The sequence below is a fragment of the Sporosarcina sp. P2 genome (assembly GCF_002743255.1).
Lineage (GTDB): Bacteria > Bacillota > Bacilli > Bacillales_A > Planococcaceae > Sporosarcina.
The window spans coordinates 26,122-45,068 of record NZ_PDYY01000010.1 but is presented as its reverse complement, the minus strand read 5'-3'; the positions used below and the strand labels follow the sequence as shown (position 1 = coordinate 45,068).

The 18,947-nt window shown below is 39.9% G+C and carries 23 protein-coding genes; 5 read left to right on the top strand and 18 right to left on the bottom strand.

Translation table 11 applies throughout. The features are described from left to right. Positions 1 to 105 precede the first annotated feature (105 nt). A complete protein-coding gene (locus CSV67_RS11335) occupies positions 106 to 729 on the top strand; it encodes a Yip1 family protein (RefSeq protein ID WP_158232930.1) in 624 nt (207 codons plus the stop codon). Positions 730 to 814: 85 nt separating this feature from the next. On the opposite strand, the gene CSV67_RS11330 is transcribed toward CSV67_RS11335, so the two are convergent. After that, a complete protein-coding gene (locus CSV67_RS11330) occupies positions 815 to 1,369 on the bottom strand; it encodes a DJ-1/PfpI family protein (protein ID WP_099631700.1) in 555 nt (184 codons plus the stop codon). Between the two features lie 146 nt (positions 1,370 to 1,515). On the opposite strand from CSV67_RS11330, the gene CSV67_RS16685 reads away from it, so the two are divergent. Next, positions 1,516 to 1,689 (top strand): hypothetical protein, encoded by a 174-nt coding sequence (locus tag CSV67_RS16685; RefSeq protein ID WP_158231675.1) that lies wholly within the window; start codon positions 1,516 to 1,518, stop codon positions 1,687 to 1,689. Between the two features lie 38 nt (positions 1,690 to 1,727). On the opposite strand, the gene CSV67_RS11325 is transcribed toward CSV67_RS16685, so the two are convergent. From CSV67_RS11325 to nagZ, 5 genes are all read right to left on the bottom strand, one after another. After that, positions 1,728 to 3,029 (bottom strand): purine/pyrimidine permease, encoded by a 1,302-nt coding sequence (locus CSV67_RS11325; protein WP_099631699.1) that lies wholly within the window; start codon positions 3,027 to 3,029, stop codon positions 1,728 to 1,730. Positions 3,030 to 3,322: 293 nt separating this feature from the next. After that, positions 3,323 to 5,686, bottom strand: coding sequence for a penicillin acylase family protein (locus tag CSV67_RS11320; protein ID WP_099631698.1), 2,364 nt, complete (start codon positions 5,684 to 5,686; stop codon positions 3,323 to 3,325). Positions 5,687 to 5,880: 194 nt separating this feature from the next. After that, positions 5,881 to 6,675 (bottom strand): VLRF1 family aeRF1-type release factor, encoded by a 795-nt coding sequence (locus tag CSV67_RS11315; RefSeq protein ID WP_099631697.1) that lies wholly within the window; start codon positions 6,673 to 6,675, stop codon positions 5,881 to 5,883. Between the two features lie 103 nt (positions 6,676 to 6,778). Further along, entirely contained in the window at positions 6,779 to 7,411 is a 633-nt protein-coding gene (locus CSV67_RS11310) for an esterase/lipase family protein (RefSeq protein WP_099631696.1), read from the bottom strand. Between the two features lie 18 nt (positions 7,412 to 7,429). Beyond that, on the bottom strand, positions 7,430 to 9,076 hold the full coding sequence (gene nagZ / locus CSV67_RS11305) for a beta-N-acetylhexosaminidase (RefSeq protein ID WP_158232929.1): 1,647 nt from the start codon (positions 9,074 to 9,076) through the stop codon (positions 7,430 to 7,432). A 114-nt stretch (positions 9,077 to 9,190) separates the two neighbouring features. Between nagZ and CSV67_RS11300 the strand changes: the two genes are divergently transcribed. Continuing rightward, entirely contained in the window at positions 9,191 to 9,370 is a 180-nt protein-coding gene (locus CSV67_RS11300) for a hypothetical protein (RefSeq protein WP_099631694.1), read from the top strand. A 46-nt stretch (positions 9,371 to 9,416) separates the two neighbouring features. Here CSV67_RS11300 and CSV67_RS11295 read toward each other — a convergent pair whose 3' ends face one another. The 6 genes from CSV67_RS11295 to CSV67_RS17015 form a co-directional block, all read right to left on the bottom strand. Beyond that, positions 9,417 to 10,376, bottom strand: coding sequence for a bile acid:sodium symporter family protein (locus tag CSV67_RS11295; protein ID WP_099631693.1), 960 nt, complete (start codon positions 10,374 to 10,376; stop codon positions 9,417 to 9,419). Between the two features lie 152 nt (positions 10,377 to 10,528). Continuing rightward, positions 10,529 to 10,651 (bottom strand): hypothetical protein, encoded by a 123-nt coding sequence (locus CSV67_RS17035; RefSeq protein WP_255397325.1) that lies wholly within the window; start codon positions 10,649 to 10,651, stop codon positions 10,529 to 10,531. Positions 10,652 to 10,704: 53 nt separating this feature from the next. Beyond that, a complete protein-coding gene (locus CSV67_RS17030) occupies positions 10,705 to 10,827 on the bottom strand; it encodes a hypothetical protein (protein ID WP_255397360.1) in 123 nt (40 codons plus the stop codon). A 53-nt stretch (positions 10,828 to 10,880) separates the two neighbouring features. Next, entirely contained in the window at positions 10,881 to 11,003 is a 123-nt protein-coding gene (locus tag CSV67_RS17025; protein WP_255397323.1) for a hypothetical protein, read from the bottom strand. A gap of 358 nt (positions 11,004 to 11,361) precedes the next feature. Beyond that, the gene (locus CSV67_RS17020) at positions 11,362 to 11,484 is read right to left on the bottom strand and encodes a hypothetical protein (RefSeq protein WP_255397322.1); all 123 of its coding nucleotides are present in this window, start codon (positions 11,482 to 11,484) and stop codon (positions 11,362 to 11,364) included. Positions 11,485 to 11,554: 70 nt separating this feature from the next. After that, positions 11,555 to 11,677, bottom strand: a complete 123-nt coding sequence (locus CSV67_RS17015; RefSeq protein WP_255397359.1) for a hypothetical protein — start codon at positions 11,675 to 11,677, stop codon at positions 11,555 to 11,557. A 276-nt stretch (positions 11,678 to 11,953) separates the two neighbouring features. Here CSV67_RS17015 and CSV67_RS11290 point away from each other — a divergent pair, with 276 nt between their 5' ends. Further along, entirely contained in the window at positions 11,954 to 12,526 is a 573-nt protein-coding gene (locus CSV67_RS11290) for a cupin domain-containing protein (RefSeq protein WP_199173171.1), read from the top strand. Positions 12,527 to 12,670: 144 nt separating this feature from the next. Here CSV67_RS11290 and CSV67_RS11285 read toward each other — a convergent pair whose 3' ends face one another. From CSV67_RS11285 to CSV67_RS11270, 5 genes are all read right to left on the bottom strand, one after another. Next, positions 12,671 to 12,985, bottom strand: coding sequence for a hypothetical protein (locus CSV67_RS11285; RefSeq protein WP_099631691.1), 315 nt, complete (start codon positions 12,983 to 12,985; stop codon positions 12,671 to 12,673). 236 nt (positions 12,986 to 13,221) lie between these two features. Beyond that, entirely contained in the window at positions 13,222 to 14,586 is a 1,365-nt protein-coding gene (gene rlmD / locus CSV67_RS11280) for a 23S rRNA (uracil(1939)-C(5))-methyltransferase RlmD (RefSeq protein WP_099631690.1), read from the bottom strand. A 67-nt stretch (positions 14,587 to 14,653) separates the two neighbouring features. Further along, positions 14,654 to 14,788 (bottom strand): cytochrome bd oxidase small subunit CydS family protein, encoded by a 135-nt coding sequence (cydS, locus tag CSV67_RS17010; RefSeq protein ID WP_255397358.1) that lies wholly within the window; start codon positions 14,786 to 14,788, stop codon positions 14,654 to 14,656. A gap of 12 nt (positions 14,789 to 14,800) precedes the next feature. Further along, positions 14,801 to 15,826: a cytochrome d ubiquinol oxidase subunit II gene (locus CSV67_RS11275; RefSeq protein ID WP_099631689.1), complete on the bottom strand. Its 1,026-nt coding sequence runs from the start codon at positions 15,824 to 15,826 to the stop codon at positions 14,801 to 14,803. Next, on the bottom strand, positions 15,823 to 17,160 hold the full coding sequence (locus CSV67_RS11270; protein WP_099631688.1) for a cytochrome ubiquinol oxidase subunit I: 1,338 nt from the start codon (positions 17,158 to 17,160) through the stop codon (positions 15,823 to 15,825). The genes CSV67_RS11275 and CSV67_RS11270 overlap by 4 nt, the downstream gene beginning before the upstream one ends. 315 nt (positions 17,161 to 17,475) lie before the next feature. Here CSV67_RS11270 and CSV67_RS11265 point away from each other — a divergent pair, with 315 nt between their 5' ends. Beyond that, positions 17,476 to 17,907 carry an NUDIX hydrolase gene (locus tag CSV67_RS11265; protein WP_099631687.1) on the top strand — a complete coding sequence of 144 codons (432 nt, stop codon included), beginning with the start codon at positions 17,476 to 17,478 and terminating at the stop codon, positions 17,905 to 17,907. Between the two features lie 116 nt (positions 17,908 to 18,023). On the opposite strand, the gene CSV67_RS11260 is transcribed toward CSV67_RS11265, so the two are convergent. Further along, positions 18,024 to 18,947 (bottom strand): diacylglycerol kinase, encoded by a 924-nt coding sequence (locus tag CSV67_RS11260; RefSeq protein WP_099631686.1) that lies wholly within the window; start codon positions 18,945 to 18,947, stop codon positions 18,024 to 18,026.

The following is an 18,947-nucleotide window of genomic DNA, read 5'->3' as shown; positions in this document are numbered from 1 at the left end:
AGCAAATCCCTGCTAATTTTTACTGTTCGAGGATTTCAAACGAACTTTATGAAACATATGGTAGTCTTTGAACGTATAGTAGACTATATGAAAGGAGGTCTTCCTATGCAACCACTTATTTCAATATGGACACAACCTAAACAAACGATTCATTATGTTCTTGAATACAAAACATGGAGTTATAGTTTTTTCATCTTATTCCTTACGTCGGTCAGCGTCGGTATAACATCATTCGCTGAAACGGATATTTTACCCAATCTGTCATTGCCGGTAATGATCCTACTCGGTATCGTGTCATCGTTCATCGGGACTATGATCAGCCTGTTCATTAGTTCTGCTCTCTACACGTGGGTAGGTAAATGGCTCGGAGGTAAAGGGAACTTTAAGGATATGGTGCAAATGACGCCAATCGCTTCGATACCTTTGATTTGGATGATGCCGATTAACTTGCTATTAGTCATTATTTACGGCAAGAATTTATTTGAGGATATGACGAATACTGCAAGTGTTGACGTTTTTGGATCATTATCTATTGTATTATTACTCGCTAATTTACTAACATTGGCTCTAAGTATCTTTAGTACAGTGATATTATCGAAAGGGATTGGGATTATCCATCACTTCTCTTCATGGCGTGGATTTGGCACGATTATGATTGTTGCCGGTTTATTTTTAGCATTAATGATTCCATTTATTATCTTTTTGATAGTTGTTTTTTGGGCTTACTAAAATCAATATATAAAAAAACCGAAGGCGATTCCACTTCTGGAAACGTCTTCAGTCTGACGCAAAGCCTAATGTGCTTTACGTTTTATTATTTATTGATCATTTTCATGAATTCTCTCATTAAGCCTGGAAGATCTGGCCAAGCATGTCCTGATACTAGATTCCCTTCTGTATGAAGATCTTTTTCTATATACGTAGCACCAGCTGCTGTAACGTCTGGCTTACACGCGATATATGCTGTATATTCCCTGCCTTGCATGAGATCAGGAATAACGGATAACACTTGAGCAGCATGGCAAACTGCCGCCACGGGTTTATTCTCTTCAAAGAAATGGCGGACAATATCTGGTAATGATTCATCTAGACGAATATACTCTGGTGCACGTCCACCTGGAATAATGAGCGCATCATAGTCTGCAGGATTGACATCTTTGAAGGCAATATGTGAATCCAAGCCATACGCGGGTTTTTCAACATACGTTTCCATTCCATCGATGAAATCATGGGTAACGGTATATAATTTTTTTACTGATGGTGAAGCAATAGTTGTGTCGAATCCTTCTTCCAAACAACGATAATAAGGATAGAAAATTTCCAGTGCTTCTACTGCATCTCCACCAAGAATCAATACTTTTTTACTCATGTGCAGATCCTCTCCCTATTCTAAATTGTGTTACTACTTTACTTCTTTCGACAATTTGATAATGAATCCTCTTTCTTTTGCTGAATTCCTCTTCTTTATGTATGACTATCGCAAATTACACCATATTATGAGTAGGAGGGATTTCTATGGATCGAGATATACGTCATTTGTTTCATAAAGGAACGATCAACGAAGAAATGGGAATGGAGTTTGAAGTATCTGCCGAAGAAGCTTCACGTGCCCGAGAAAATGCAAGCGGTAAAGAATATCGGGATGCTTTGAAAGAAGTCTATCGGGCAACAGAGGATAAAAGAAAATAATTCGTGAAAAAGCCGGACAGTTCATACTGTTTGGCTTTTTACATCTTACTATAATAATTTCTCCGACTTCTGCGTATCATGTATTGCTCAATAAGTATTGCGAGAATCGTTCCTGTAATCAATCCATTAGATAATGTGGAAGCTACAATGGGAGGAAGTTGCGACAAACTTTCTCCGGGGACAAACATAGTCCCTACACCTACCATTAATCCAAAAGCTACAGCTTGGCGAGCACGCTCCTTTTCTGGATCAGCGTCGAGTTCATTGAATGCCATCGAGACCATTTTTGTAAAGATGGCGAAAGTTACAGCGTATGCAACTGGCGCTGGTAAAGCCGCAAATATCGCCATAATACTTGGAAACAGTGTAATGAGTACTAATAGCGTACTGCCAATAATAAATGGTTTTATAGATGGCATACGTGTCGTACCAACAAATCCAGCAGATCCTGAAATCGGTACGGATCCAATGGCGGAAAAAGCGCCTGCGATCAGATGGATGAATCCTGAAGCAAATGCTCCTTGGCGTAATCGATCTGGCGCTTTAATATGAAAAGATTCCTTCAACAAATGTTCCATGACACGTATTGATGCAAGCATATTCGCTACTAGCAATAATGTAATGAAAATCGCTGTAACGAGAACACCACTATCCCATACAGGTTTTCCATAAACAAACATTTTTGGTAGTTGGATTAGCTGATCGGACACTTTCGCGATAGTTGGTGTTTTTCCTAGTAGCAAGAAAATCCCCCAGCCAAGTGCAATGGAGATCAATATCGCATATTTAGATATGAACGGGCGTTTATTTGCCATCGCAACAAACGTGATGAGTAAAACAATGAAACTTCCGAGAAAAATGACTGAATCCAGATGGTCTCCTACTTCTTCTATCCCTATCATTCCCTTAATAAAGGTTCCGCTTAATTGTAAGATCAGCAACATTAGATACGTAAACGTGATTGCTGGTGTGAAGAGTACTTTCATTTTCGTGATGATTCCTGTCGCTGCTAGGATCATGAATATCACACCGCTGTATAACATACCACTTTGCAATGCTTGCAAGGCGTCTGCTGAGGTTGTATAAAAAATGCCGACCATACCGGCATAGACCACATAAATTCCCCACCATAAGCCTGCGGGACCTTCGTTGATGGGCATTTTATGTCCGAAAAATGCCTGAATCAGACTGGCAACACCGAGAATAAATATAGTTCTTTGCATAAATAGCGATGTCGCTACTGAGTCCATACCAAAGGCGTGCGCGATTGCGATGGGGGCAGCAATAGATGATGCAATGAGAAAGATGGTCCATTGTACGCCGCCTGCTAGATGTTTCATTAGACGATTCCTCCAATAGTGCCGTGCAATTTAGAATTCATATAGTATACCATGAGAGTAATTTTTTTATCATATAGAATAAGAATAGATAAGGATTTGAGGAAGCACCGTTGAACGACGTTTCAGGCGCACGCTCACCCTCCGGTAGTCTTAGACTTACGATCAACTAATATCGCTTCTTAATTTTATGTTTTGATACAAAATTAAAATGGAAAAAAGACTAAAGACACCCCCTAATTCAGGAGTTTGTCTTCAGCCTAATCCTACATAATTAACTAATCATACATTTTTCATTATTCACCGGTCGGTTGCAACGTAAGTACACGTCCGTCAGGGATTTCTTGTGTCATGAGTGTTTCGTGGTAGTGGCCTTTTGCCCAGTCTTCTGCTTGGTCGTGGAACCATTTGGATTTCAGATGTCCGCTTTGGCCGGGCCCAACGACATGATATGTTTTTGTTAAGTCGTCTAGATCTGCAACAAAACGCCATGATGCGCCGTGGTTAACGGAGCCGTCGTCTTTAAAGGAAGCAGCTTGCACTGTAATATTGGAACCACCGATTGGCTGTTTTTCGGGATTTAATAATTTGGCGAATACAGGTGATGCGCTTGCTAGCGGGTGTGGGAATGTCAGTTGGTGATAGTCGCCCCATGCCCATTTTTGTTGTTTGTCACCGAAGTCATCAGAAATTTTATTTATTGCGTTAATAAATGAATTATACACCCATTGATCAATGCCCCGCTTTTCTTCTAACCAGACACTTTTTTCACCACTATAGCCTTTACGCAGAAGTTCGTCTGTAATCTGGTTTTTACCTGGCATTAGTTCATAGACATCATCCGGCATTTCATTGCGGAACATATCGATTTGCAGTTGTTTCATCCATTTGTGGAAAATTAGCGGAGCACTGCTATCTTTTGAATCAACTTGATCCCATTGTTTCAATGTATTTAATACTTCTTTGTAATCACCTAATTGGTCTTTGTTCTCTACTGATGTAATCATGGATGGCAGGAATTCCGCAGCGTAAAGGTTTTTTTGATCCATTTGCAGTTTCATCATGTCATCCACTGTGAAACTATCTCCTCCTCGCAGCACTTCTGCAATCCGTTCAAAGCGGTATGGTTGTGCCCAGAACTTTGTGATGTGATATGGATAATTTTCATCTACCACTTCATTATTTGCTGTGGCGATGAAACCTTCTTCGGGATTAACTACACGTGGTAGTTCTTCATAGGGAATATAACCCTCCCAACCATAATCAGAAGAATCTCCTGGCACTGCCAATTGTGCGTCACCTTGTTTACGGATGGGAATGCGACCGTTTGCTTTATACGCGATTGTGCCGTCCGTCGAAGCGAAGACGAAGTTCTGTGCAGGTGCATGAAACTTCTCCAATGCTTTCTCAAAACTTTTCCAATCTGTTGATTTATTCATTTCCATAATTGCTTCGAGCTCAAGCGTGGGCTCGAGTGCCGTCCACTGCATGGAGAATAATGCATCAGGGTTTTCTTCTTTGTACATAACGTCTGAAATAATCGGACCGTGTTTTGTGACAAGTACTTCATAGGGAACATCTTCAGCATCTTTCACTTTAATCGTCTCATCCCGTACTTCTGCTTGTTCCCACTTGCCATCATAACGGAATTGAGCTTTTTTACTTGGGTGCGGTACTTCAATATAAAGATCTTGCACATCCGGTCCAACGTTCGTAACCCCCCATGCGATATCTTCATTATTCCCCAAAATAATTCCAGGAATTCCGGCAAAGATTACTCCTTCAACATTTTGTTCAGGGGATTGTAAATGCATTTGATACCAAATAGACGGAGTACTCAGTCCTAAATGCGGATCATCAGCCAGTAACGGTTTACCGGAAGCCGTCTTTTCTCCTGATACTACCCAGTTGTTACTTCCATTGAATTCAGGTGGTGAAAGTTCCGGTAGAAAGCGTCCCGCTACCTCTACGTTATGCTCTTTATTAGCCGTCATGATAGATTCTGCATTTTTCGGATACGTCAGGAATAAATCTTTCACTTTTTCTTCTGGAAACGCATTGATCGCCCAGTGGCGGAAGGCTTGCGGTTGCCATCTCCCCCCCAAGTCATAAGCCATATACTTCCCGATCGTTAATGAATCAATCGGTGCCCACTCTTCAGGCTCATATCCAAGAAGTGCAAATTCATAAGACAATTGATTTTCCGATATAGCTTCCCGAATGAATGCATTGACTCCTTCCGCATACCAGCCAAGTACTGCTTTTGCCTGTTCTCCATATCCATCATATGAAGCTTCTGCGGCATTTCGCAAACTAAATGTACGAAATAACTTATCAGTATCGACTGCCTTATCACCGATGACTTCCGCCAGACGACCGCTCGCCTGCCTTCGGGCTAGATCCATTTGAAATAAACGGTCTTGCGCTTGCACATAACCTTGCGCTCGGTATAGATCTTCATCCGAAGCAGCGTTGATATGCGGTACCCCATTGTTATCCCGTGTAACGATTACTTCTTGATCGATGAATGTGACTTGATGGTTTCCTTCTACAAGCGGTTTCGACTTCAAAATGTAAGCGTTTTCAAATATCACAACAAACACAGCTATAATTGACAGTATACTGAGTGCCCACAGTGTAATCTTTCTGCCTCTTCCCATGTCATTCCCCCCTTTAGAACTTAGTATACTAGTAATATTCTGAAATTCCTTTAATTATTATCCATTAAAGGAATGTAGTGAAACTGAAACTTCAATCCCTTTAACTGTATTTGAATTTTTTCAAAAAACAAACTACATAAAGAAAGGATGTCCTAGAAGTCGCTGACTTCTAGGACATCCTCTTTTGATTCTTCTTAGCGGGATTCGAAAATCTTTTGGATGACGTGATTATTGTTCGATTTTCCAAAGTTTTTATGAATACAGCTTGCGGGTTTTTCACGCAAGATGGACGCGAAGCTATTGGCCAGTTCGGCTTCCCCTGCCACATGCACTTCTTTCCATCCGCGCTTCTTTTTCATGTTACCCACTACAGAACCCATGCCTTTATAAAAACGATCCAGATTCTCCTTTAACCGATGATCAAATTCGTCTGTATGTCCACCTACTCCCCGTTGTATGGACGACTTAACACCTTTCTGTTCTTTCCAGACATCGAGACCCGAATCAAATTCATACACCGTTTCTTCATGGACTCTCCCCATTGCTGTATCCAAAATCCGGACATTACTGTAGCTTGGGAGTATAATTCCCGCTTCTGGATATGCTTGTAACATATACTCAAATTCATTCGTCATGGCTTGGTTTTCCCAATGAAAGCTCGTCTTGACTGCTACTTGAACATAATGAACAGACCATATTTCAGGATCCGCTGCCGCAAAAATGATAACCCCTTTCGCCAAATCATTTTGCTTATCTTCAACTTCTTTCATCACACGGTCTTTCAATGAACGAAATGCAGTCAATTCTTTTTCATCTCCGGATGCGACGAGGTATTCATCAAGTCTCTTCAACCCTGATTTCAAATGAATTCTCCACGCAGCTTGTTGTTGGTCAGGATCTGCAGGATTCGTGTTTAAGTATACTGACAGCACACATCGATCATCACAGTGAAATGCCTTCAACTTTTTCAATTCTTCGCTAATACTCATCCAATCATCCTCCTTATTCCCTCAGCTATAGCATGCCCGCTGAAGTGAATATTACAAGGTAATTGGAGCTGTGAATTTTTTCAAGTGAAATAGCAATGCTTCATCAAAAATGCCCAGTTAGCAAAAAACGTGCAGTTAATTCCGCTACTTCTTTCTGGTGATGAATTTCTTTATGTCCATAGGGCAACTTAATAAAATCAGCAAGTCCCGGATAATAAACTGAATCCAACTCTACTCGTCCATCATTTTCTCCTTGAAGCAATTTCCCAAGCCATAAATGATTTCGATTCCCCGCAATTGCGCCAATCGCAAAAGGAGTCATATCCGGCAAGTTTAACTGTTCAATATACGTTGCGTTTAATGAGCGTAATGTCTTGTAGTGTTCAGTGTATCCTGTAATTTTACTCGCCACATGCGCCAGCTGACTTCCACGGTTTGGCGTAGCAATTTGCACACAGTGACCAATTGAATCCTTCCATTCAGTTTCTTGCAACACTTTTCGAATAAGTAGACCGCCTGTACTGTGACCAACCAAATGAATAGGAGTATCTTTTTGTGAGATCATATCGGACAAATATTTTTCCACAAGATAAATGGATTGGTCAAATTCATGATATGTTAACGGTAAGTCGAGTGATCTGCAATGAAATCCCTGATGTTCTAAATAGATAGACAACGTCTGCATATCACGTGAATTTTTATTGAAACCATGTAACAAAAGAACACGTTCTTCCATGCAAACACCCCTTTATCGTTAAATACCCGATTGAATTTTCTTTACAAGCTCCTTCGTTTTTTCATTCAATTCTTCCACATGGACTTGCTCTTGTGGAATATCCACCACTTTATACTGTTGCTTTAGCAGTAAAATCCGCTCGACGCTTTGATTGACTCGTTGTTCTGTAATGACTCCTTCACTTATAGCCGTTTGTAATGCAGTGAGTAGCTCGTCTACTGGCGTATATTTATGCCCAACAAGTAAAATATCTCCACCCGCTGCAATAGATTGAACTGCCGCATCTCCAATTGTATAGTTCTTTTCAATTGCTCCCATGACCAAGTCGTCTGTAATCACCACACCATCGAACTGTAATTCATCACGTAATACGTCTTGAATGATGATTTTTGAAAATGATGCAGGCGTTTTCGGATCATATGCCTCTACAAGTAAGTGTCCGACCATAATCGCATTTACGCCACCTTCAATCGCCTGTTTAAAGGGAATTAGTTCTACGTTCTTCAAGCGCTCCTTAGTATGCTTGATCACGGGCAAATCAATATGTGAGTCTACACTGGTATCACCGTGTCCTGGGAAGTGTTTGACGACAGGTATGACATGTTGCGACATCATACCCTTGGCCTGCTCGATTCCTGCTTTACTGACTAGCCGTGCGTCATGGCCATACGAGCGATCACCAATCACTGGATTATTCGGATTGCTATCGACGTCCAGTACAGGTGCAAAATTCATATTCAATCCGAATGCACTCATTTTGCGGCCAATTAACTCTCCAACATCATATGCATATTTCCCGTTTTCAGCTTGTCCGATTTTACGATTAGAAGGTGTTTTTACGAGTTCTTTTGGCAATCGTGTAACACGTCCACCTTCCTCGTCTGCACTAATAAATAACGGCGTTTTCGCATTCGTATTCGCCTGTTTCAAATCATTAATCAAACTAAGCGATTGCGAAACAGAAACGAAATTGCGTTTAAATAAAATAATGCCACCGACATGCCTATCTTGAATAAATCCCTTCGCTACAGAATCCAGTTGCGGACCTTGCACACCCATAAGAATCAATTGACCGAGTTTTTCATCAAGTTGCATTTCCTGTATCACATCCTGAATCTCCGCACTCGGCTTATGGAGAACAGCAATTTCTGCGATGGTTGCATCGTTTTCTGCTGAAGAAAACAACAAAGTTAATTGGTATTCATCATTCAATTCATAAATAAATGCTGTTTGCCCACCTACTTGTTCAAGTCCATCTGGAACTCCTAGTACTTCCTTAGTCTGCAATTGCGTTATGTCAACGAATTTCGATTTCGCTATACGTAATTTATAAACCTTCTTGTTCTCTGTCAAACGAAGCTTCAATTTTTCTTTTTTATAAGATGCATATATTCCCTTACGATCACGTTCTACCTTATCAGCTTTCCCCAACTGTTCTTGGACTTGTTGAAAAGTAGTTTTCCCCACTTGCCATGGTTGACTGGGTAGCTTTCCTTTTTCAGCGGCATCGTGTACCGCAATCAGCTCTTGTTCTTTCTGTTGATTTCGCATGTCTATTTGTTTGGATTGTTCATTCTTATCGTTCTCTTGATTTGAACACCCTATTGTTATCATAAAAAGTGCACCGACGACGAGTAACAGGAATACTCTAGATACTTTTCGCATAGTTCCACCTCTTCTTTTAGTCATGATAACATCTTTTAGACGTTTTTTGATATTGTCAGCCGCCGCATAAAACTTCGACTTTTGTCCATTCTAGTCTGTAGGAGGTGGACGAACATGGCGAATAAAAATAATAAGAAAAACATGAATGAACGGACACATAACCCGTTGAAAACGTATGAAAATAAAAACAAAGAAGCCAGTAACAGTAATAATCAACATCCAGAGGGCCATTCTTTAGAAGAGTTTTCTGCAGAGTTTGGATCTAGGCCAAAAAATAAAAAGAAGAAAAAATAAAACCACTGCCGTGTTCTGTTCACAGAATGACGGCAGTTGTTTTATTTTATATCTCTTCGTTAATCTTGAAATGACGTCTTCCATACCTGTTCCCCACCTTATTGAATATAGAGGCAAGTACTTGTTGGAAGAGCATACCGAAAACGACAGGCATTGCGACTTTCGGCGGAAAGAACGTTGTCGCGATGACAACACCTGTCGCGATATTTCGCATGCCGCCCACAAACATGAACGTCGTAGCAATCACTGGATCTCTCCACAGTACATGCGCTATCCATAAGGCAGTTGCATAGCCCGTTAATGCTATGAACAGTACAAGCGCAATAATACCGACGAGTTCAAAAGAAATCTTCTGCACATAAGGCGCTACTGCACTACCATTAATCGCAACAATCGCAAACAAACTTAATTTAGAGAAAGGAGCTAAGCGAGGTCCCCATTTCTTTTGAACACTCCCCTTTGAGAGTTCATTTAACGTAATACCTGCTATTGTAGGTAGTACGATCATCCAAAGTAAATTAAGTATTAGTGACATACTATCAATGGATACTCTTTCTCCCACGACGATATGAAGAATAACCGGTAAAATGATAGGTGCCAATAATGTATCAATCAATATGATAGATAAGCATAGAGGTAGATTGCCTTTCGAAATAGTCACCCAAATCACACTCGTAACACCTGTCGGGATTGCGACTGCTAACACAAAACCTACCGTCAGTAAGTGATCATCAAAAAATACCGTGGATAAAAAGTACGCCCATGCCGGCATCACTATGTGCAGAAAAGCGATGCTAACAAGTACTACGGCAGGATACTTCCTGACCATGTGTACTTCTTTTATATTCATGCCAAGACTGCCAACGAACGTCATAAACGCAAACAACCAGGAGACAATAAACAATAACTGCTCCCCTACTTGATGAAACACGACACCTATTACTAAGCTGAGAGGTGTTAAGATGGCAATCCATCGTTGTAAAAATGTATTCAAATTAGTAAACATATAATTCCCTTCTTTACTAGCCTGACGTAATGGTTGATATAGTCGTATTCTAGCATAGTAGATTGTGTGAGAATCCATATTGAACCTAACAAAAATTACAGATGCATAAAAAAACCGTAGCGCTAAATCGCTACGGTTCTGTTTTCGTAAAATTATTTTGTGTATGAAAGAACAGCATATTTACTAAAGTTCTTCATTGCATTTGTTGCTTCTGCTTTCTCAGCATATTCAAAAATTCGTACGTTTGCTTGATCAAATAATGTAATTACCCACATGTTTTCCAGTCTCCTTTTAATTTGTATTTATTTATCAATAGTAAAGTCAGTGCTTAGTATGTGTATGTTAGGACTGCGTACTTGTTAAAGTTCTCCATTGCACTTGTTGCTTCTGCCTTCTCAGCATATTCAAAGATTCGTACGTTTTCTTGATCAAATAATGTAATTACCCACATGTTTTCCAGTCTCCTTTTAATGTGTATTCATTTATCAATAATAAAGCCAACGCTTAGTATGTGTATGTCAGGACTGCGTAATTGTTAAAATTTTTCATTGCATTTGTTGCGTCGACCTTCTCAGCATATTCAAAGATTCGTACGTTTGCTTGGTCAAACAATGTGATAACCCACATGTTGTGTAGTCTCCCTTTTGTTTGGCAGCATAGTTCCTTGAATGGAATCTGCTAACCAATTTCTTTTGTTACCCTTATCATACTCTGTTCTACAACAAAAGAAACCGATATGTGAAGTGTTTCACAAATCATTCAAAGTCAAAACGCTTACATATGTCGCAATTGTGTCTGCAAACGTTTTCTTATTAGCGAAATAGAATTTATGCATATATTTTCAATTTAACTTAATCTTTTCATCAACAAGAAAGTACTTTTTTCAGCAGTTTCTATAAATTAGCCTCTCTGACTAGATATATTTCAACAACACGTACATATAAAAAACCGCAGCTACGTACGCTACGGTTAAAATGATCACTTCTTATTTCGTGTAAGAAAGAACGGCATATTTACTAAAGTTTTTCATTGCGTTCATCGCATCTACCTTCTCCGCATACTCAAATATTCGTACGTTTGCTTGATCAAATAAAGTAATTACCCACATGTTTGTCAGTCTCCCTTTGGTTTACATTTTAATCATTTATTTGTATTCTCTCTATGTTTGTTCAGTGATTTTACTTTGTGTAGGATAAAACAGCGTACTGATTGAACTTCTTCATAGCAGTTGTAGCCTCTAATTTCTCCGCATATTCAAAGATCCGTACCTTTTCTGTTTCGAACAATGTGATAACCCACATGTTGTTCAGTCTCCTTTTTGGTTGTATTTTAATTCTTTAAGCGAGAATCCATGACCAACTTCTCTTGTTAACCTTAGTATACTACGCTCAGCAAACGATTTGGTTACATTGTGAAGACTTTCACAATTCATTCAAAGTCGAAACGCTTACATATGACCACTTTGTGTATTCTAGTCACTGTGCGTTTAGTTGTTTTACTCTCTTTTCCCTATCACTTTCAATTAAACACAGATCAGTATGTAAGGCATATACTATGGTCAAAACATAATGAAAGGAATGAGTGTGATCAATCCAGCTGTTTCTAATTTCAAATTAGTGTGTTGGTATCAGCCTGTGTATATATATCCATGTTTTAACTTATTGCCTTTACAGCAAATGAATCAAGCTGAAAATTCGTCTGTGTTACCACACGATGGTCGAACGGATTATGGGCCAATGCCTTTCACGATCAATATAGAAGAGGCAACAACACGAAACCAAACGTTCCGTACCGTACTATGGACAGGTGACCATTTTCAGCTCACACTAATGAGTATTTCGCCGGGAGAAGATGTGGGTTTGGAAATGCACCCACATACCGATCAATTTATTCGGCTTGAGGAAGGGCAAGGTATCGTTCAGATAGGACATAGAAAAGATCAAGTAGACCTCGAGCGACACATTCAAGATCAGGATATTGTTATTATTCCAGCTGGGACTTGGCATAATTTATTAAATACCGGTACTGTTCCTATCAAATTGTATTCTATTTATGCACCGCCAAATCATCCGTACGGTACGATTCATGAAACGAAGGCGATTGCGGAAGAAATGGAATCCCCACATCCTGCTCACAATAAGTATATCTAGTATGCTGAAATATGCTGTTGCTATGATTGAAAAATAAAAAAAGACAAGGCACTAATTTACACGGTGTCTTGTCTGAATTGGACTATACTGTTTTGTCATTTCACCTGGGCGAATAGGCATTGTGTGTTCACAGTAAAAGGTGTTTTATAAAAACAGCAACCCTAAGCTAACCACGATAGAAATCGAGAACGCAATTTTACTTAAAAACACAAGCTCATTACTTCTAAACTTCATAACAACTGCCAATACAGCTACAATCCCCATTAAAATAGATAGAGTTTTTTGAATTGTAAAGTTTGTAGGAAAAGATGTAAACGCCAAGTAGGATAAAAGCAGGCCAAATAACATATTGATAATGATTATACTGTTATTGGTTTTACTTTTATATAATACAACTTGAATTCCTATAGCTATAATTATTAAAAATATATACATGATCTCCAATATATCTAATGCCATTTGTGTAACCTCCTTCACATTATGAACTAATTCAGTAATTGTAACATGAAGTCGAAACTTACGATATTTCTTCGTTCGTTTTTCCGTTATTTATTAAAATATAACATCGGTTGTTCCGTATTTCACATAACGTTTTGATTCCCCGTAAGGTCAAAAAAAACTCTCGAACTATCCGTCCGAGGGTTTTTAAAATATACATCTATATTTACTGAAATTACTAACCCGTTGTCGCCAAGCTATTTCAACTCTATAAACGCCACACACTCCACATGACTACTATGCGGGAACATATCTACCGGCTGAACTTCCTTCGTGCGATAGCCGCCATCTTCGAGAATGCGTAAATCACGTGCCAATGTTCCTGGATTACAAGACACATACACAATCTTCTTCGGTTTATAAGTTAGAATGGTTTCTAGTAATTTTTCATCGCACCCTTTACGTGGTGGATCGACGACTAATACATCAAATTGCTTACCTTGCGCGTACCAAGTTGGAATAACCTCTTCTGCAGGACCTGCTTCAAAATGTGCGTTAGTAATACTGTTTAGTTCCGCGTTACGCTTTGCATCTTCTATCGCCTGCGGTACTATTTCAACTCCGTAAACAGCCTTCGCTTGTTTAGCCAAGAACAATGAAATCGTTCCTATTCCACAATACGCATCCACTACCGTTTCATTTCCGGTTAGGTCAGCATAATCAAGTGCCTGTTGGTACAGTACTTCCGTTTGAATAGGATTTATTTGATAGAAAGAACGTGCTGAAATCTCGAATTCAGTATCTCCAATCCGATCAATAATGACATCCGCTCCGTATAGATTAATCATATCATTCCCCATGATGACATTTGTATTCGCTGTATTCACATTTTGCATAATAGACGTCACGTTCGGTAATTGTTGTAGAATTAATTCGACTACCGCGTCTTTTTGCGGGAACTTTTTATGTCGCGTAACGAGTACAACCATGACTTGACCCGTCTGACGTGCTTTTCTAACGATTACATGACGTAGCAAACCTTTGTGTGTATATTCGTCATACGTCTCGATACCAAGCTGTTGAAGTTTATACTTAAGCATCGTCATCAGTTCGTCTGCTTCTTTCGTTTGGATCAGACAAACATCTGTATCGACAATGTGATGTGTACGAGCTTTATAGAAGCCAGTAATTACACGGTCGTTCTCCGTATCAAATGGAATTTGTGATTTATTGCGGTAACGCCACGGATCATTCATGCCTTTTACTTCATGTACAGGCACGTCAGGGAGCTTAGCTATCCGATCCATTACATCGCGTACCGATTTGCGTTTTTGTATCAACTGACTCTCATAGGACAAATGCTGCAATTGACATCCACCACATGTCGGGAATACATGACAAGGTGGCGTTACACGGGATGGAGATGGTTCCACGATATTTAGCAGTTTGGCGAATCCATATTTCTTCAATGTCTTCAATACATGGACATCGACTGTTTCTCCAGGCAACGTTCCTTGAATGAATAACGGATAGCCTTCTACTTTCGCTACGCCCGCTCCATCATGTGTCAGATCTTCTATCGTCACTCGTATCTTTTCATTTTTATTTACTGCAAAGCTCATGATTTTTCCTCCATCTTTCAGATACTTCTAGTGTAACACGGGGAAGCAAACAAAAAAACAGACGTAATCACACGTCTGTTTCTTTATTTTCCTTATACTCATTTCTAGTCACTGCATCGTCTTTCAAGACCACAAAGAACGATAATAGTATACCCGCAATGATCACCAAAAAAGGCGCATAGAAAATCAAAAATTCATTCATCGTATTGCCTCCTTATGCATGATGATTTTCGTTTCCTTTTACGTATTCTTTATTGAACAGGAACATACGTAATAGTAAATAAAGCGATGGAATTAGAAGCAATAATCCACATATGAAAGCAATGATTAAAGCAACCGCCATTGCTTGGTTCGTAAAGCTATCGTAGATCGTCAAATACGGGTAGAGCAAGTACGGATAATGCGATGCCCCATAGCCAAAGAAAGCGAACACGAACTGTCCTATTAGTAAACTGAACGCCACACCATAATGACGCTGTCTCCAAATGAGGTAAACCGTACCCAGAAACAGTACGAGCGATATCAAAAACAAAGGCCAGAACGTTTGAATACTCTCGTAATGGAGCGGATTATGCTTACGTAATTCAAATATAATCCCGCCAGCTGCGATGATCGTTGGAAATGCCCAGATTAGCGCGTATTTCCTCAAAAGATGCGTCGCCTCGTGATCCCCGGCTTTGTTCGCATACCACGTCAAAAATGCGGAAGAGATATAAAGTGTTGCCGCTATGCTAAGCACTACAATCGACCAAGTTAATGGGCTAGTGAACAACTTCCAGTAATCCAAAACCGGTTGTCCATTCACTATTTCAATAAATCCACCTTCAGAAATTGTTAAAACAATCGATAGTGATGCCGGAAGTAATAAACCCGTGGAACCGTAGGCAAATGAATATCCTTTATGACCACGGGCTCCATACGTCTCAAATGCATAGTAGGAACCTCGAACTGCCAGAAGAATAATGGCAAAACTCACCGGGACTAGCAATGTAGTGCCATAATAAAAGGCGGTTTTCGGGAAGAATCCAATAATTCCTACGAAGAAGAATACTAAAAAGACATTCGTTACTTCCCAGACTGGCGATAAGTAGCGCTGAATGACATTAGTCAATATTCGCTGTCTGCCCGTAAATAAACTGTATGCGTTGAAAAAACCTGCTCCAAAATCAATGGCACCAATTAGAATGTAGCCGAACAAAAACACCCACAATACCGTAATCCCAAGAATTTCGATATTCATCGAATGTCACCGCCTCTCTCCTGCTGCCGATCTTTGATTTCTTGTTCTACAGGATTCCTGATGAACATTCTCCTTAAAACAACAACACTACCGACTCCTAGAACCAGGTAAAGAAGCGCAAAAAGCACAAGCATAGTCGGTACTTGCCCGCTAGTTGTCGCGCCTTCCGAAGTACGCATAATATTACGCAATATCCACGGCTGACGTCCTACTTCCGCTAGCCACCAACCCGCTTCAAGAGAAATGAAAACGAGTGGTCCTCCCGCGACAATTAGCCAACGGAATAAGCGTGACTCGACAAATGACCATCTTCGCCACATACCAATCCAGTATATAGCTGACAACATCATTAATGTCATTCCGATCGTTACCATAATATCAAAGAGGTAATGAATATAGAGCGGAGGGATATCTTCTTCAGGAAATTGATCCAACCCAACGACTTCTGCACTAAGAGATCCATGTGCTAAGATAGAAAGTGCGTACGGTATTTTAATGGCGTATTTAACTTCCCCATCGTCCAACACACCATACAAAATTAATGGAGCATTTTCTTCCGTTTCAAAATGCCATTCTGCAGCCGCCAGTTTTTCAGGTTGATACTCTGCTAAATACTTACCTGATAAATCTCCAACCAACACTGCACTCACACTAAAAATGAATCCCACTTTCAATGTCAGATATAACGCTTTTTTATGATAGACGTGATTCGAACCACGCAACAAACGGAATGCTGCAATAGCCGCCAATAAAAAGGCGGATGTCATATAAGCTGTCCCGACTACGTGTGCCACTTTTGTGGGCATGGCGGGGTTGAACATTGCCACAAGTGGATTGACGTTAATTAATTCTCCATTCACTAGGTTAAAGCCTTGTGGTGCATTCATAAAGGCATTTACAATGGTTATGAATACTGCAGAGAATGAAGCTCCAAGCGCGACAGGGATAAGGAGTAGAAAATGTTTCTTTTGATTTTCAAAACGATCCCATGTATAAAGGTAAATACCGAGAAAAATTGCTTCAAAGAAGAAAGCGAATGTCTCCATAAATAATGGTAATGCAATCACATTTCCCGCAAGCTCCATAAAGTTCGGCCATAATAAGGACAACTGCAAACCAATTGCTGTTCCTGTCACTACCCCTACTGCCACGGTGATAACGAAACCGCGTGCCCAACGTCTAGCCAACAAAATATAATGCTCATCGTTTTTCTTGATACCCACCCACTGGGCTAGCATAATCATGAGCGGGACACCGACCCCTATGGTGGCATAGATAATATGAAACGATAAAGTTAGTTCGGTCAAGATTCTAGAATATAAAACTGGATCCACACAGGCCACCTCCTCTTTTCACGAGAATGATCTTCCAATAATTGATAGCAACATTATACCCGCTACAATAAATGCCAACCACATCAGACGCTTTTCTTGCCTTTTATACACCTAATCACTCCTAAGCACAATTCTATTTTAGGCTTTCCCTTAAAACACCTTTCAATAACCTATTTAAAGCGATTTGTTGAAATTTAGACGTATTTCTGCATTCATAGCACATCTTATTATTGTATACTAATAAATTAACCCATTTCACTTGTAATTTGTTAGTTTTTACAGTATAATTAGTTAACTAATGAGAGGTGAAAGTCAATGAAAAGAGTAAAAAGAAAAGTCATAGCGTATATTACAAAAGGGGAAGGCAGACACCGTAAATTGCTTGTTTATGAGCAAAAGGATCAGCCTGAAGCAGGTTTACAAGTTCCTGGTGGTACAATCGAACGCAACGAACTATTATTGGATGCATTATATCGAGAAATCGAAGAAGAATCCGGTATCGTGCGTGATGAACTTATACTAGAAGGTAAAGTAAAAGCTTCAAAATATTTCCCGGAAGATAAAAATGTAATTTATGAACGTACGATTTTCCACTTTTCCTATACAGGAGAAAACAAGCACGAATGGGAATATATCGTAGAAGGTGAAGGTAAAGACGCAGGTCAATTATTCAGCTATCGTTGGATGCCGTTGAAAGAAGTGCCAAAGTTAGCTGCTAAACAAGGAGAAGCGATTGAATACATCTGATATCGACCTGATACGATGCTCATTGCATCGGGCTCACCCAATTAATTTTTCACAATAAAAGACTATTCCATCCGAACGTTAGTAATTCGACTGGAATAGTCTTTTTATTATTTCTTTTATTTGATTTGCTTCACTTTATCCTGAGGGCGTAATTTCTGAAGCGGTACGAACATCTCGACATGTTGATATAAATTTTGGAAAGTTGCTGGCAATACGCCACCGTACTCTCCATCTAAGTTCAATAACACTTCGTCTTTGGAAGTCACCACAATTTTTTCCGCCTTCGCTGAAACAACTAAAGGATCATCCAGATGTTCTCCGCGGGAAGCTAGCGTAACCACACGAATAAATTCTGCAATATTGCATTTCTTTAAAATAAGCAATGTAAAATATCCATCGTTGATACTGGAGTTAGGTGCTAATTTCTCAAACCCGCCAACCGAGTTGGTCAAGCCAATCAAAAACATCATGGCTTCCTCATCAAATACATTTCCATCATACTCAATACGAAGATGACTGGAATGTATGGAAGGCAACATTTCAATTCCTTTTAAATAATAAGCCAACTGACCAATTACTGTTTTTAAACGGCTTGGAACTTCATATGTCAATTCCGTCATTCGGCCGCCACCCGCTATATTAATAAAGTAGCGATCATTCATCAAACCTACATCGACCGGAATCGAATCTCCTTGGCAAATGATATCTACAGCGTCATCGATTTCTCTCGGTATACGCAATGCTCTTGCAAAATCATTCGTTGTTCCCATAGGTATCAAGCCGATTTTTGGACGTTTGTCAAAATGTCCGACACCTTCAACTACTTCATTGAGCGTCCCATCGCCACCTGCAGCAATAATCACATCGAAACCTCTGCGAACCGCGTCTCGCGCTGCCGCTGTTGCATCACCCTCGCAAGTTGTAGCGTGAGCGGATGTTTCATAACCCGCATTCTCCAATTTTTCGAGGACTTCTGCTAAATGTTTACGGAAGACTTCTCTTCCTGCAGTCGGATTATAAATAATGCGTGCACGTTTCAT

Bases quoted from the DNA above. Each gene is read 5' to 3' on its own strand.
- CSV67_RS11315 (WP_099631697.1), bottom strand. From the start codon at position 6,675: ATGAGTATTAGCGAAGAATTGAAAAAGTTGAAGGCATTTCACTGTGAT.
- CSV67_RS17035 (WP_255397325.1), bottom strand. From the start codon at position 10,651: ATGTGGGTAATTACATTATTTGATCAAGCAAACGTACGAATTTTTGAA.
- CSV67_RS11285 (WP_099631691.1), bottom strand. From the start codon at position 12,985: ATGGCATTAGATATATTGGAGATCATGTATATATTTTTAATAATTATA.
- CSV67_RS11325 (WP_099631699.1), bottom strand. From the start codon at position 3,029: ATGAAACATCTAGCAGGCGGCGTACAATGGACCATCTTTCTCATTGCA.
- CSV67_RS11330 (WP_099631700.1), bottom strand. From the start codon at position 1,369: ATGAGTAAAAAAGTATTGATTCTTGGTGGAGATGCAGTAGAAGCACTG.
- CSV67_RS16685 (WP_158231675.1), top strand. From the start codon at position 1,516: ATGGATCGAGATATACGTCATTTGTTTCATAAAGGAACGATCAACGAA.
- CSV67_RS17015 (WP_255397359.1), bottom strand. From the start codon at position 11,677: ATGTGGGTTATCACATTGTTCGAAACAGAAAAGGTACGGATCTTTGAA.
- CSV67_RS11300 (WP_099631694.1), top strand. From the start codon at position 9,191: ATGGCGAATAAAAATAATAAGAAAAACATGAATGAACGGACACATAAC.
- cydS (WP_255397358.1), bottom strand. From the start codon at position 14,788: ATGAATGAATTTTTGATTTTCTATGCGCCTTTTTTGGTGATCATTGCG.
- CSV67_RS11290 (WP_199173171.1), top strand. From the start codon at position 11,954: ATGAGTGTGATCAATCCAGCTGTTTCTAATTTCAAATTAGTGTGTTGG.
- CSV67_RS11275 (WP_099631689.1), bottom strand. From the start codon at position 15,826: ATGAATATCGAAATTCTTGGGATTACGGTATTGTGGGTGTTTTTGTTC.
- rlmD (WP_099631690.1), bottom strand. From the start codon at position 14,586: ATGAGCTTTGCAGTAAATAAAAATGAAAAGATACGAGTGACGATAGAA.
- CSV67_RS11335 (WP_158232930.1), top strand. From the start codon at position 106: ATGCAACCACTTATTTCAATATGGACACAACCTAAACAAACGATTCAT.
- CSV67_RS11265 (WP_099631687.1), top strand. From the start codon at position 17,476: ATGAAAAGAGTAAAAAGAAAAGTCATAGCGTATATTACAAAAGGGGAA.
- CSV67_RS11310 (WP_099631696.1), bottom strand. From the start codon at position 7,411: ATGGAAGAACGTGTTCTTTTGTTACATGGTTTCAATAAAAATTCACGT.
- CSV67_RS11320 (WP_099631698.1), bottom strand. From the start codon at position 5,686: ATGGGAAGAGGCAGAAAGATTACACTGTGGGCACTCAGTATACTGTCA.
- CSV67_RS17030 (WP_255397360.1), bottom strand. From the start codon at position 10,827: ATGTGGGTAATTACATTATTTGATCAAGAAAACGTACGAATCTTTGAA.
- CSV67_RS11295 (WP_099631693.1), bottom strand. From the start codon at position 10,376: ATGTTTACTAATTTGAATACATTTTTACAACGATGGATTGCCATCTTA.
- CSV67_RS11260 (WP_099631686.1), bottom strand. From the start codon at position 18,947: ATGAAACGTGCACGCATTATTTATAATCCGACTGCAGGAAGAGAAGTC.
- nagZ (WP_158232929.1), bottom strand. From the start codon at position 9,076: ATGCGAAAAGTATCTAGAGTATTCCTGTTACTCGTCGTCGGTGCACTT.
- CSV67_RS17020 (WP_255397322.1), bottom strand. From the start codon at position 11,484: ATGTGGGTAATTACTTTATTTGATCAAGCAAACGTACGAATATTTGAG.
- CSV67_RS17025 (WP_255397323.1), bottom strand. From the start codon at position 11,003: ATGTGGGTTATCACATTGTTTGACCAAGCAAACGTACGAATCTTTGAA.